15 protein-coding genes and 1 pseudogene are annotated in these 12,270 nt (G+C 69.1%); 8 read left to right on the forward strand and 8 right to left on the reverse strand.

What is annotated here, in order from left to right; translation table 11 throughout:
- Positions 1 to 431: hypothetical protein (locus VH499_RS23255; RefSeq protein ID WP_332055154.1), on the forward strand; the 431-nt coding region annotated here is incomplete at its 5' end.
- 38 nt (positions 432 to 469) lie between these two features.
- On the opposite strand, the gene VH499_RS23260 is transcribed toward VH499_RS23255, so the two are convergent.
- From VH499_RS23260 to VH499_RS23270, 3 genes are all read right to left on the reverse strand, one after another.
- Complete coding sequence (locus tag VH499_RS23260; RefSeq protein ID WP_332055168.1) at positions 470 to 1,159, reverse strand: glutathione S-transferase C-terminal domain-containing protein; 690 nt, start codon at positions 1,157 to 1,159, stop codon at positions 470 to 472.
- Between the two features lie 121 nt (positions 1,160 to 1,280).
- Positions 1,281 to 1,892 carry a hypothetical protein gene (locus tag VH499_RS23265; protein WP_332055155.1) on the reverse strand — a complete coding sequence of 204 codons (612 nt, stop codon included), beginning with the start codon at positions 1,890 to 1,892 and terminating at the stop codon, positions 1,281 to 1,283.
- A 79-nt stretch (positions 1,893 to 1,971) separates the two neighbouring features.
- Entirely contained in the window at positions 1,972 to 3,024 is a 1,053-nt protein-coding gene (locus tag VH499_RS23270) for an AI-2E family transporter (protein ID WP_332055156.1), read from the reverse strand.
- Positions 3,025 to 3,133: 109 nt separating this feature from the next.
- On the opposite strand from VH499_RS23270, the gene VH499_RS23275 reads away from it, so the two are divergent.
- From VH499_RS23275 to VH499_RS23285, 3 genes are all read left to right on the forward strand, one after another.
- Positions 3,134 to 3,562 carry a CBS domain-containing protein gene (locus VH499_RS23275; RefSeq protein ID WP_332055157.1) on the forward strand — a complete coding sequence of 143 codons (429 nt, stop codon included), beginning with the start codon at positions 3,134 to 3,136 and terminating at the stop codon, positions 3,560 to 3,562.
- Between the two features lie 128 nt (positions 3,563 to 3,690).
- Positions 3,691 to 4,908 (forward strand): arabinose transporter, encoded by a 1,218-nt coding sequence (locus VH499_RS23280; RefSeq protein WP_332055158.1) that lies wholly within the window; start codon positions 3,691 to 3,693, stop codon positions 4,906 to 4,908.
- On the forward strand, positions 4,905 to 5,600 hold the full coding sequence (locus tag VH499_RS23285) for a dihydrofolate reductase family protein (protein ID WP_332055159.1): 696 nt from the start codon (positions 4,905 to 4,907) through the stop codon (positions 5,598 to 5,600). The genes VH499_RS23280 and VH499_RS23285 overlap by 4 nt, the downstream gene beginning before the upstream one ends.
- Positions 5,601 to 5,605: 5 nt before the next feature.
- On the opposite strand, the gene VH499_RS23290 is transcribed toward VH499_RS23285, so the two are convergent.
- On the reverse strand, positions 5,606 to 6,499 hold the full coding sequence (locus VH499_RS23290) for a LysR family transcriptional regulator (RefSeq protein ID WP_332055160.1): 894 nt from the start codon (positions 6,497 to 6,499) through the stop codon (positions 5,606 to 5,608).
- Between the two features lie 88 nt (positions 6,500 to 6,587).
- Between VH499_RS23290 and VH499_RS23295 the strand changes: the two genes are divergently transcribed.
- Together VH499_RS23295 and VH499_RS23300 are read left to right on the forward strand one after the other, a co-directional pair.
- The gene (locus tag VH499_RS23295; RefSeq protein WP_332055161.1) at positions 6,588 to 6,950 is read left to right on the forward strand and encodes a DUF2255 family protein; all 363 of its coding nucleotides are present in this window, start codon (positions 6,588 to 6,590) and stop codon (positions 6,948 to 6,950) included.
- 32 nt (positions 6,951 to 6,982) lie between these two features.
- Positions 6,983 to 7,381 carry a (R)-mandelonitrile lyase gene (locus VH499_RS23300; protein ID WP_332055162.1) on the forward strand — a complete coding sequence of 133 codons (399 nt, stop codon included), beginning with the start codon at positions 6,983 to 6,985 and terminating at the stop codon, positions 7,379 to 7,381.
- A gap of 10 nt (positions 7,382 to 7,391) precedes the next feature.
- On the opposite strand, the gene ampH is transcribed toward VH499_RS23300, so the two are convergent.
- Positions 7,392 to 8,549: a D-alanyl-D-alanine-carboxypeptidase/endopeptidase AmpH gene (ampH, locus tag VH499_RS23305; protein WP_332055163.1), complete on the reverse strand. Its 1,158-nt coding sequence runs from the start codon at positions 8,547 to 8,549 to the stop codon at positions 7,392 to 7,394.
- 120 nt (positions 8,550 to 8,669) lie between these two features.
- Here ampH and VH499_RS23310 point away from each other — a divergent pair, with 120 nt between their 5' ends.
- Entirely contained in the window at positions 8,670 to 9,536 is an 867-nt protein-coding gene (locus VH499_RS23310; RefSeq protein ID WP_332055164.1) for an adenylate/guanylate cyclase domain-containing protein, read from the forward strand.
- A 48-nt stretch (positions 9,537 to 9,584) separates the two neighbouring features.
- Here the strand turns inward: VH499_RS23310 and VH499_RS23315 are convergent, their stop codons facing one another.
- Together VH499_RS23315 and VH499_RS23320 are read right to left on the reverse strand one after the other, a co-directional pair.
- The gene (locus tag VH499_RS23315; RefSeq protein WP_332055165.1) at positions 9,585 to 10,364 is read right to left on the reverse strand and encodes an alpha/beta hydrolase; all 780 of its coding nucleotides are present in this window, start codon (positions 10,362 to 10,364) and stop codon (positions 9,585 to 9,587) included.
- A gap of 187 nt (positions 10,365 to 10,551) precedes the next feature.
- The gene (locus tag VH499_RS23320) at positions 10,552 to 10,737 is read right to left on the reverse strand and encodes a hypothetical protein (RefSeq protein ID WP_332055166.1); all 186 of its coding nucleotides are present in this window, start codon (positions 10,735 to 10,737) and stop codon (positions 10,552 to 10,554) included.
- 258 nt (positions 10,738 to 10,995) lie between these two features.
- Here VH499_RS23320 and VH499_RS23325 point away from each other — a divergent pair, with 258 nt between their 5' ends.
- On the forward strand, positions 10,996 to 11,991 hold the full coding sequence (locus VH499_RS23325) for an ABC transporter substrate-binding protein (protein WP_332055167.1): 996 nt from the start codon (positions 10,996 to 10,998) through the stop codon (positions 11,989 to 11,991).
- A gap of 15 nt (positions 11,992 to 12,006) precedes the next feature.
- On the opposite strand, the pseudogene VH499_RS23330 reads toward VH499_RS23325, so the two are convergent.
- A pseudogene (locus VH499_RS23330) lies at positions 12,007 to 12,270 on the reverse strand (sugar ABC transporter substrate-binding protein); the annotation flags it as partial.

Raw genomic sequence — 12,270 nt, forward strand, 5'->3', positions numbered from 1 at the left:
CGAGATTCGACGACGATGCCCGGAAGAAGGCCGGGGACGACAAGCGTCTCGCCGAGAAGGTCGTGCCCCCGGCGGAACAAGCCGCCGCCGCACCATCGGCACTGGCGAGATTCAATGGGACCTACAGCGGGGCGCTGCTTACTGGCGGCGGAACAGTTCACGCCACTCTGACGGTCGACAACGGGCGCGGTACTGTCACCGTGATCAAGTCAGGCTGCGCCCCGCAGGTGTTTCCCGTCGTCATTTCTCCCGCGGGTCAGGTGAGTGGCGCCGGGACCTTGACCTGCATTCTGAGTTCGGGGCAGGACGCTCAGGTTGGGCCGGCAACGATCATGGGTGGCCCGGACGGCGAGCGCCGCTTCACCCTCAAATTCGTAACGAGTCACTCAAGCGCAGCATACGCGATCTCGGTCCGCCGGACGGATGGTTGACGCCGGCGACGCGATCTCGCAAAAGGGAACAGCGTGCCTCACGTGATCGCGGCGTGGATTTCGGTGCAGTGGCGGACGAGTCTGGGATGGGCCGACACGAACTGCTTCAACGGCGTGTCGATATCGTAGAAGTGGATGTTGGCGATGAAGCCGTAGATCGCCGCATCGACGCTGCCCGCCTTGGCGCTGTGCACGAAGCCTGACGCGGGCACGAGGCTGGCCAGCACCGCGAGATCGGCCAGCCCACGGGCGTAGGCGGCGTCCGGTGCGTAGCGGCCGATGCCCTGGAAGTGGTAGCGCTGGGCGTTGTACTCCTTCGCCTTCACGAGGCCCGTCTCGGTGAGGTGCGGATGCTCGCGGCGGAGCGCCGCCGCGAACAGCGGCCAGTAGCGCTCGTCCTTCCAGCGCGAGTAGGACATCACCCAGTAGAGGTCGTCGAGCAGTCGGCCGACCAGGTGGTCGGTGTCGCGCTCGGCTTGCGTCAGGCCGCGATCGAGCTCGGGCCGGTATTTGGCGAAGAGATGGGCGATGATGGTGTCGCTGTCGCCGATCGTCTTGTCGTCGTCGACGATGTAGGGAAGCTGCCCGCGCGGCGCCGCCGAGGCGTCGAACAGGTGCTCGTGCACGAAGCCGATCCCCGCCAGCTTCAGGAGGGCATAGACCTTCAGCCCGTAGCCGTTGTTGTCGGCGACGCCGAACAGCGCCGGATAGGAATAGAGTGTCAGCATCTTCGCTTTCATCCCCCTTGGAGCGCCACTCTTTCGGACCGCGAGCGTCGCGCTCGCTCATGGTCGTGAGCGAGCCAGAGGCTCGCGGTCCGCCCGATCATGAGTGCGCTTCGTTGGCGTATCACGAGCTGCGCCACGCGCGCGTCCGTTCGATGCGGCAGACGACGTTGCTCAGCGAGCGCGAGCGCGTGCCGCCGATCCGCGATCTCACGTCGCCGCCCACGCCCTGCAGGCTGAGCACCCAGTCGCGATAGTCGAACTCGGCCGAGGCGTCGAAATCGGCCGCCTCGACGATCTGCTGGAAGGTCGCCGAGCTGCGCGCCGGATCGGCGAGCGGCAGGATCACCCGGCCGACCTGGACGCCGTGCTGGAAAATGCCGTCGGGGTCGCGCGACGGCGGCGGCGGCTCGGCCTCGAGCTCGGCGATGCGCCTCTCCAGCGCCTCGATGCGTGCGGCGCTCTGCGCCTGCCGCGCCTGCATGTCGCGATGGAGCGAAGCCGGCGCGCCGATCAGCCGCCAGAGGTAGAGGAGCGGCAAGGCGAGGAACGGCGCCGCCGACGCGACGAGCCGCGCCCCGGAAGCCGGCATGCCCGACCGGCCGAGGGCGAGCCAGATCACGACGGCGCCCGCGGACTGGGCGACGAAATAGACGATCAGCCGGCCCGGGCTGCCGAGCCCGTCCTTCGCGATGCGCCGCAACGCCCGCCGGTGAACCTCCCGCCAGTAGCCCATCTCGCCCCGCCCCGGTGCCAGCGCACCATCGCTCCGGCCGGCCGGGGTGTCCACCGCGCGGCGGGCCTCGCCTCGCGCATCACTCCCGCTCCGCCGGCGCGGTTGCGCGCAGGCGGAGGAAGGCGTGGCGGGCGGCGGCGACCAAAGGCGTCGCGACGGCGACGCTCGCCAGGCCGAACAGCGCGCCGAACAGGATCAGGCTGGCGAGCGTCAGCGCCGGCGGCAGGTGCACGGCGTGCTTCTGGATCAGCGGCACCACGATGTAGCCCACGCCGACATGGATCACGGTGTAGAGGCCGAGCACGATCGCGGTGTGGGTCAGGCCGAGCGGCAGGGCCATCAGCAGGATCGGCCCGCCGCCGACCACGGCGCCGAGATAGGGCACGAAGTTCAGCAGCCCGGCCACGAGCGCGAGCAGCAGCGCGTTGGGCACCGCGAGCGCCGCCAGCATCGCCCAGGTGAGGGCGGCGAGCAGCAGCATCGCGGCGAGCTGGCCGACCAGCCAGCGGCGCAGGAAGTGGGCCGCCGCGTCGAGCGCGAGCGCGGCGCGGGCGCGCTGGCGCTCGGGCAGGAGCTCGACCAGCACGGCGCGGTAGGCGGGCGGGTTGGCGGCGACGAACACGCCGATCAGCGCCACCACCACCGCCTCGCCGATGCCGCCCAGCGCCAGCACCAGCGCGCCACGCGCCTCGCCGAACAGGCGCTCGGGGTCGGGCAGCAGGAAGCGCGCGACATGGCCCGCGGCCTGGGCGTCGCGATGGCCGACCGACAGCGCCGTCACGAAACTCTCGATGTTGCCCTCCAGCGCTTGCACCTCGCCGCCCAGCGTATCGAGGAAGGCGTGGATCTTGCCCGCGACGCTCAGCCCGCCCCACACCAGCAGGCCCGCCGCGGCCAGCGCGATCGCGACGCTCACGATCGCCACGTTCCAGGCGCGCCCGACCGGCAGCAGCCGGCCGAGCCCGCGCGCCCCGGCATCGAGCAGCGCGGCCAGCAACAGGCCGGTGAAGATCAGCAGCAGGGCATCGGCCGCCTTCCACGCGAGGAACAGGCCGGCCGCGCCGGCCAGCGCGATCCCGATCGCCTGCCGTGCCGCACGCGATCGGTCGGAGCCGGGGTCGGGAACGGGCATCGCGAGGTCAACGCGCGGCAGTCCCGCCGGCTGCCTGGCACAGAGTCGCAACGGAACCCCGACGGCCGCGGGGTCATTGAGTCTGGGCGAGCCAGATGGAGGAAGCGACATGCGGGTGAGCGAAGCCATGAGCCGCAACGTGCGGACGATCGATCCGGAGCAGAACATCCAGGAGGCGGCCAGGATCATGCAGGAGATCGATGCCGGCGCGCTGCCGGTCGGCAAGGACGACCGGCTGGTGGGCATGATCACCGACCGCGACATCGCCGTGCGCGGCGTCGCCGCCGGCAAGCCGCCGTCGACGCGCGTGCGCGAGGTCATGACGGAGGAGATCAAGTTCTGCTTCGAGGACGAGGAAACCGCCCACGTCGCGCGCAACATGGCCGAGCAGCAGCTGCGCCGCCTGCCGGTCATGAATCGCGACAGGCGGCTGGTCGGCATCCTCTCGCTCGCCGACCTCGCGACCGTGGCGAGGACCGGCCATGCCACCGCCGCGCTCTCCGGCATCTCCCAGCCCGGCGGCGCCCATACGACGTGAGCATCCTTCCATTCGCCGCTTCCGCGCGGGGCAGCGCGGCCAACGGTATTCATGAGCCGCTCTCATAGGCCTGTGCGGTGCCCGCCCTCTAATCGATGGCGGCGCCCTCTCCCATAACATTGCTCGTCATGGATGCCTGTGCTTCTGCTTCGCCCGGCCGGACGGTCCGCGACGACCGGTCCGTCGCGGCGCTGCTGCCGATCATGGGCGTGGTCCTGGTGGCGTTTCTGGTCATCGGTTGCGCGATGCCGGTGCTGCCGCTTCACGTCCACGACGGATTGGGCCTCGGCACGTTCCTGGTGGGCCTCGTCGCCGGCAGCCAGTTTGCGGCGGCGCTGATCTCGCGGCCATGGGCGGGGCACTACGCCGACAGCCGCGGCGCCAAGCGCGCCGTCGTCGCCGGACTGTTGGTCGCCGCCATGTCCGGCTTGCTTTACCTGCTGTCGCTGCTGCCGGTCGGCGCGCCGCTGACATCGGCCGCCATTCTGTTGCTGGGCCGCTTGCTGCTCGGCGGGGCAGAGAGTTTCGTCATCACGGGCGCGGTGAGCTGGGGGCTGGCGCTCGTCGATGAGCAAGACACGGGCCGGGTCATCGCCTGGGTGGGCGCGGCGATGTTCGCCGCCTTCGCGCTGGGCGCTCCGGCCGGCGCGGTGCTCTACGACCACTACGGCTTCATGGCGATTGCGTGGGCCACGACGCTGGCCCCGCTCGCGACCCTGGTGCTCGTCGCGCCGCTTGCGGCGGTCGCGCCGCTGTCTCATGCCCGGTCCGGATTCACCCGGGTGCTCGGCGCCGTCTGGGTCCCCGGCCTCGGTTCGGCGCTGAGCAGCGTCGGCTTTGGGGCGATCACCGCCTTCGTCACGCTGCTGTTCGCCGAGCGCGGCTGGAGCAACGGGTGGCTTCCCTATACGACGTTCGCCGTCGTCTTCATTCTGGCGCGGCTCGCCTTCGGCCATCTGCCGGACCGGATCGGCGGCGCCAGAGTGGCGCTGGCCTGCGTGCTGGTCGAGGCGATGGGCCAGGCGTTGATCTGGCTCGCGCCGTGGTCCGCGCTCGCATTGCTCGGGGCGGCGCTTACCGGCCTCGGCTACTCGCTCGTCTATCCCGGCTTCGGGGTGGAAGCCGTCCTTCGTGTGCCGCCGGAGAGCCGCGGTCTCGCCATGGGAGCCTACACCGCGTTTCTCGACCTTGCGCTCGGTGTCGGCGGTCCGGTACTGGGGCTGATCGCGAGCGGGGCCGGTCTCGGCGCGGTGTTTCTTGCCAGCGCGCTGGTCGCGCTATGCTCGGCGCCGATCGCCCTCTGGCTGCAGACCGGCGGTCGTGCCTGGCGCAAAGGACAGCCATGAAACCTCACGTGATCTGCCACATGGTCTCGAGCGTCGACGGTCGCATCCTGTCCAGCCGCTGGCGGCCGAAGGACAACAACACGGCCGGCCTGTTCGAGCGCCTGCACGACCAGCTCGAGGGCGACGCCTGGCTGGTGGGCCGCGTGACCGGACAGGAGTTCGCGAAGAGGGATGCCTATCCGGCGCACGGTGATCGGATCCCTTCCCGTGAACCCTGGATCGCGCGGCGTGATGCGGCGGCCTGGGGCGTCGTGCTCGACGCGCACGGCAGGATCGCCTGGGGTCGCGCCGACATCGGCGGCGATCCGATCATCGTGGTGCTGACGGAACAAGTCTCGCACGCCCATCTCGCCGGGCTCCGCGCCGATGGCGTGTCCTACATCTTTGCCGGCAAGCAGGAGATCGATCTCGCACTGGCGCTGGAGATCCTGAACCGCGAGCTCGGGATCGAGCGCTTGCTGCTCGAGGGCGGCGGCGGGGGGAATGGCGCCTTCCTGCGGGCGGGCCTCATCGACGAGATCAGCCTCGCGATCGTCCCGGCCGTCGACGGTGCCAAAGGCGCGCCGAGCGTGTTCGATTCGAGGGATGCGGAGGCCGGCATCCGCGCGCCGGTCGGGTCGATGACCTTGCAAAGCTGCCAGATGCTGGACGGTGGCGCGGTCTGGCTGCGCTACCGGCTTCGGAACGATTAGGTTGATCAAGCGCGGTAGCGCAGCGCGTCGACCAGCAGGGCGAAGGCGGCCGAGGATTGGCGGCGGCTCGGGTAGTAGAGATGGTAGCCGGAGAACGGAGGACACCAGTCTCCGAGCACGCGTCTGAGACGGCCCCTGGCGAGATGAGGCCCCGCGAGATCCTCCGGCACGTAGGCGAGACCCAATCCGGCCAGCGCCGCGTTCAGCATCTGGACGGCGCCGTTGCAGACGAACTGGCCCTCGACGCGCACCTTGAGCTCGTGGCCGCCTCTTTCGAACTCCCAGGCATAGAGCCCGCCATGGGTCGGCAGGCGCAGATTGATGCAGTTGTGATCGATCAGGTCCTGCGGCTTCGACGGTTCGGGGTGCGCCTTGAAATAGGACGGTGCGCCGACGACCGCCATGCGCATGTCCGGCCCGATGCGCACGGCGATCATGTCCTTCGCCACCTGTCCGCCATGCCGGACGCCCGCGTCATAGCGTTGGGCGACGATGTCGGTCAGGCCGTAGTCGATCGCGATCTCGACCTTGATGTCGGGATATTGCCGCAGAAGCTTGGCAAGCCTGGGCAGGAGGATGGTGTCGGCCGCGTAGTCGCTGGTCGTGATCCGGAAGGCGCCGGCAGGCTTCTGTCGAAGTTCACTCAGGGCCGCGAGCTCGGCCTCGATCTCCTCGAATCGAGGCCCCAGGGTGGCAAGCAGATGTTCACCGGCTTGCGTCGGCGAGACGCTGCGCGTGGTGCGGGTGAGAAGGCGCAGCCCGAGCCGGGCTTCGAGCTCGCGCATGGTGTGGCTGAGCGCCGACTGGGAAACACCGAGCTTGGCGGCAGCCCTGGTGAAGCTGCGCTCTCGCGCTACGGCCAGGAAGGCGAGGAGATCGTTCAGGTTGCCGCGGGGCATTTATGGCTTCTGCTCATAAGTCCATGCGCAGTATGGCGTCTAGTCGCCAGCCACGCGCGCCTCAAGTATTGATCCGGGAGGCGAGGCCATGACGAAGTTCGATACGGACACCTTGCACGAATTGCGCGACCGGCGGGAGGTCGCGATCCGGACCGGCCGGCATCCCGAAAGCGCGGTGACGATCTGGGTGGTGGTGGCCGATGACGAGGTCTATGTGCGCTCGTGGTTGGGCGCCAGGGGCCGCTGGTATCGGGATCTCGCGTCCGGCGGACCGGCCACGCTGGAGGTGGGCGATCGGCAGCTGGCGGTGCAGGCCATCCCGGTCGGCGACTCCGCGGCGGTTGCTCGGGTGAGCCGCGAATTCCTGGGCAAATACCAGCCGAGTTCCCATGCGCAGGAGATGGTAGGTCCTGAAACCCTGCCGACCACGCTGCGCCTCGATCCGCGTTGACTGGCCGCGTTGAGCGACGAAGGGGAGCGACCATGGAGATCAAGCGCAACGGCTCGCAGCCGTCCCGCAACGGACCAGCGGAGTGGTTCACCGGCACGGTGCGCGTCGACCCGCTGTTCCAGGCCGCGGATCCGGCGCGCACCAGCGGCGCCAGCGTGACCTTCGAGCCCGGGGCGCGCAGCGCCTGGCACACGCATCCGCTCGGCCAGACCTTGATCGTCACGGCGGGCTGCGGCTGGGTGCAGTGCTGGGGCGGTCCGGTCGAGGAGATCCGGCCGGGCGACGTCGTCTGGACGGCGCCGGGCGAGAAGCACTGGCACGGCGCCAAGGCGACGACGGGCATGACCCACATCGCCATCCAGGAAGCGCTGAACGGCAAGGTCGTCGACTGGATGGAAAAGGTCGGCGACGACCAGTATCCGGGCTTCTGACCCGATCCCCTCAGCGTGGCGCAAGTTGCGCGATCAATCCGTTGGTCGCGGCGACGGCAGCGCTGAAGCCGCCGATGCTGAACGCGTTCATGACGAAGAACGCGCCCACCCCGCGCGTCGGCGCGATCGCCAGATAGGCGAACGTCCCCTGCAGGCCGCCGGTCTTCTGCAGGATCAGCGGGCGGTTGGCCGTCGGCATGTTGATCACCCAGCCGAGACCCATCGCATCCATCGTTCCGGCGTCGTCGAGCCCGGACACGGCGGTGAGCCCGTCGCGGTAGAGCCAGGCGGCGTGATCGAGCAGGCGCAGGTCGCGATCCGCCGTCGCCAGCCGGTCGAGATGCCACTTCATCCAGCGCGCCATGTCGTCGACCGTGGAATACAATCCTCCGGCACATTCGATGCTGGCCGGCGTGCGCGCCCGCACCATCGCCGATCCGTCGAAATCGTGGCCCTGCATGACGCGGCTTTCGTCGTCCGGCCGCGGATTGAACAGCGTTCTCTTCATGCCGACGGGATCGAGCACGCGCTCCCTCAGGAGGTCGGCATAGGGCTTGCCGCCGGCATGGGCCAGCGCCGCGCCAAGAAGATCGAATCCGTAGTTCGAATAGAGCGCCGCCGTGCCCGGCGGAAACAGCAGGGGATTGGTCTTGAGGTTTGCGATCTGCGCTTCCCGGGTGTTCGTGCCGAACGGATCGTCCGGCGGCCCGTCGGGCCGCGGCACCTCGCGCGGCAGCCCCGACGCGTGGGTCACGAGATCGATCAGCCGGATCGGGCGGCCCTCCTTTTCGGGCAGCGCGACGCCATAGCCGAGGCGATCCTGCAGGCGATCGGCAAGACGCACCTTGCCGTCGAGAACCATGCTGGCGAGGACTTCGCCGCAGAACACCTTGCTGATCGAGCCGATGCGAAACATCGTATCGGCGTCGGGCGTCCTGTCGCTGGTGTCGGATATCTTCCCGAAACCGGCGAAGGCCATCTCGCCGTTGCGCACCGCGGCCAGCAGGAAGCCGGGGACCCTGGCGCCGAGATAGGTCAGCGTGCCGGTGAAGTCGACCGCCTCGGCGAGCAGCCTGTCTTCGGCGCCGGCGCGCCCGCCAAGCGCGATCTGCGCCGCGACGATCATCGCGCCGCCGGCGAGAGCCCTCCATCCTCGAAGCGTGCGCATCGTCCTTTCCCGGTCGACGGATCGGCGAGTCTATCACGGCCTTCGACCCGCACTGAAACTGGAACAACCCCGCGGGACCGGCGCATCTGCCTCATGCCTTTGGCGAGCGGTGCGGCTATCATGGCGGCGATGACCGACAAGGTGAAACGCCGGCTGACCACGGTGCTGTGCGCCGATGTGTACGGATACTCCCGCCTCATGGAAGCGGACGAAGCGGCAACGCTGGAGACGCTGCGCCGCTACCGCGCCGCCATGGCCGGCCTGGTGGAGCGCCATGACGGGCGGATCGTGAATACCTGGGGCGATGCCGTGATCGCCGAATTCGCCAGCGTCGTCGAGGCCGTGCAGTGTGCGGTCGAGATCCAGCAGGAAATTTCCAACCAGGACCCGCCCGACGCGCGGCGCATGCGGTTCCGCATCGGCATCAACCTGGGCGACGTGATGGTGGAGGGCTCCGACATCTATGGCGACGGGGTCAACATCGCCTCGCGACTGCAGGAGGTGGCCGAGCCCGGGGGCGTCGTGATCTCCGGTTCCGTCTACGATCAGGTGCGCAACAAATTGTCCCTCGGCTTCGACTGTCTCGGCCAGCAGCAGATGAAGAACGTTGCTCCCGTGATCAGCTATCGAGTGACCATGACTGGCCGGGATGCCGGGGCACGCAGCTTCCCGGCGGACGAAATCGCCGCTCCCCGGCCGGAACCAGGGGCAGTCCCGCAAGCCGGCGCTTCATCGCCTCGCGACGGACACGAGCCGGCCACCGGGATGCACTCCATCTCGGATCGGTTGGCGAGCCTGCCGCGGCCCGTCGCGGTGGCCCTCACGATCTCGGGCTTTCTGATCCTGATCAACGTTTTCACCGGCCTGCACAGCATCTGGTTCCATTGGCCGGTCGCGGCGTTGCTGTTCATCGCCATCATGCGGACGGTGCTCCGGCGCAGGCCGTCGTCGGACCGCAGGGAAGGGCGCCCGACGAGTCGCGAGTGAGGCGATTTTTGCGGTCAGACGACGAAGTGGGGTTTCGTCGGGCCAGGCCTACGGCCTCGGCTGCGCGGCTCCGGCCATTCGGCGCACGGCATCGATGACGATCTGCGGACGGTCGAGCTGAACGTCGTGGCCGCTGCCCTCGGCCACGATCAACGTGCCGCGAGCGGAGAGGGTGGCGAGTTGCTGCTGCAAGCGCATCAGGGTCGGCTCCCATTCCCGGAAATACGGTCCATGGTCGGTCGCCGCGATGACGGTGAGCGGCACGTCGGGAAACGGACCGCCGCGTCGGACCTGCTCGTTGCTTTCGGGCACGCCTTCCTCCTCGAGATAGGCCGCCGTTCCCGGCGCGAGACGAGCGCGCGTCTTCAGTTCACCGGGCGCATCGGGGCTCGAGGAGTCGAGCAGCACGACGCCCGCGACGTCCTGTCGATATTTGCGCGCAAACATCTGCACGTACAGGCCACCGAGCGAGTGCCCGACCAGGATGTAGGGCGGTGGAAGCGCGGCGGCGGCCAGCAAGGCGTGCAGCCGGGTCGCGACCTCGTCCGCGGTGACCGCAGTGGTCTTGTCCTTTGGCGGCGAACTCCGCCCCAGTCCCGGGCGATCGTAGAGCACCACCCGGGCAAACGTCGCGACGGGACCGGCGACCGACTTCCAGGTGGTGGAATCGTTGCCCAGACCCGCTTCGAAGACGACGGTCGGTCCGGACCTGCCCAGGGTCTCGATGTGCAGGTTCACGCCGCCGATGGCGACGAGCCCCTCGCGGCTCACCGCCGCTTGCGGAGCCCAGCCGACGAGAATGGCCGCCAGCGAGGCGGCAAGGGCCATGCGCCATCCGTTCAAAGCCGATTCCAATCGATGCCGCGATCAAACCAGATCGAAACAGGCACCAATGTAATCGCTTTTCCAGGACGCTTTCAGCCTGGCTCGTGCCGAGCCGAAGCTGGGAGCGTTCGCTCGGGGCGAAATCGGCCACGTCCCGGCTCGAGGTCGTGGCGGCGCGCCGACCCACGGCCTAGTAGCGCGACGGCACGTAGACGGTGCTGGGCGGCGGATCGGTCACGACGACGGTGCTGGGCGGCGGATCGGCCACGACCACCGGAGCGGCCGCGGGCGCGGGCTTTTGCACCACGGTTTCGCTGCGGAAGGCACAGCCTCCGATGAGGACGCAGAGTGCGGTGAAAACGACAAGTTCCTTCATGATCGTCTCCCTCGCGCGATCGACGGTAGCGCGGCGGCGAGGTCAACGCCGGGTCCGCGGGATGGTTCCGCGGGCGTCGGCTCACCGCGGCACAAATGCGAGGAACCGGAAGGACCGGGCTGCGTTGCCAGCCTTGCCGTTGCTCCCCGCGCTGTGGGGAATCGCCTGCGCGTTGCATTTCCCGCGTGCCGCCCGGCCGCGAAGTGCTAGGCTCGACGCTTGCACAACGCGTAGCCCTGATGCTCCGGGGAGGGCTCGATGCGGCGGCGCAACCTCATGGCGTTGTTTGGCGGCGTGGCGGTGTCGCCACACGGCGCGCGGTCGCAGCCGCGACCAACGCGGCATCGAATAGCGATCTTCCATCCGGCGATCCCGGCGGCGCTCCTGACCGAAACCGGAGGAGGGACCGCGTGGCGCGCGTTCTTCGCCGCGCTGCGCCGCCTGGGCTACGTCGAAGGGGAAAACCTGATCATCGAGCGCTACTCCGCCGAGGGACATGACGAGCGCTACGCCGATCTGGCGCGCGAGATCGTGGCCCGCGACCCGGAGCTGATCGTGGCCGGACCCAACCCCGTCGTGCTCGCCTTCAAGGCGGCGACCGGCACCATCCCGGTCGTCGCCTTCATGCTCGATCCGCTGGAGGCCGGACTGGTCACCAACCTCGCCCGGCCCGGCGGCAACCTCACCGGCATCACGCTCGATGCCGGAATCGAGATCTGGGAGAAGCGCCTGGAGCTCCTGAAGGAAGCCATTCCGTCGATGACCAGGGCGGCCTTCCTCGGCATGCGCGACGGCTGGGAAGGTTCTTCCCGGCAATTCCTGCGCGATGCCGGCGGCCGCCTGGGGATCGCGCTGGTCTCGATGGTGCCGCAGAAGGGCACTCCGCCGGAGATCGAGCGCGTCTTCGCGGCGATGGGGCAGGAGCGGCCGGACGCCGTACTGGTCAGCGGCGATCTCTATGCACACCGCCGGCTGATCGCCGAGCTCGCCGGGAAGCACCGCTTGCCGGCGATGTATCCCTACCGCGATTTCGTCGAGGCCGGCGGGCTGATGGCCTACACCGTCGACCTCGCGGAGCTGCTGACGCACCTGGCCGACGTGGTGCACCGGATCCTGGACGGCGCCAGGCCGGGCGACATCCCGATCTATCAGCCCACCAGGTTCGAGCTGCTGCTCAACCTCAGGACGGCAAAGGCGCTCGGCCTCACCCTGCCGGCGGCGCTGCTCGCGCGCGCCGCCGAGATGATCGACTGAGCCCGGCGTACGGCGTCACACGTACACCTTGGTGAGTTCACCGTGCGCCCACTTGGCGGCCTCCTCGGCCGCCATGCCCTGGATCGCCTTGGCGTACATGTCGACGACGATGTACTTGCTCACCACCTCGGCGGCCTTGCGGTTGGGCGGCCCGGCATAGCCCACCAGCCGGCCCTTGTTCGGCAGGTCGTGGAACGGCTTCAGCACCGGATCGACGTCCCACACCGGGTGGTTCTCCCACATCCTGGTGGCGCCGCTGCTGTAGCCCTGCTGCGAGGT

It is taken from the genome of Reyranella sp. (genome assembly GCF_036558665.1).
Lineage (GTDB): Bacteria > Pseudomonadota > Alphaproteobacteria > Reyranellales > Reyranellaceae > Reyranella.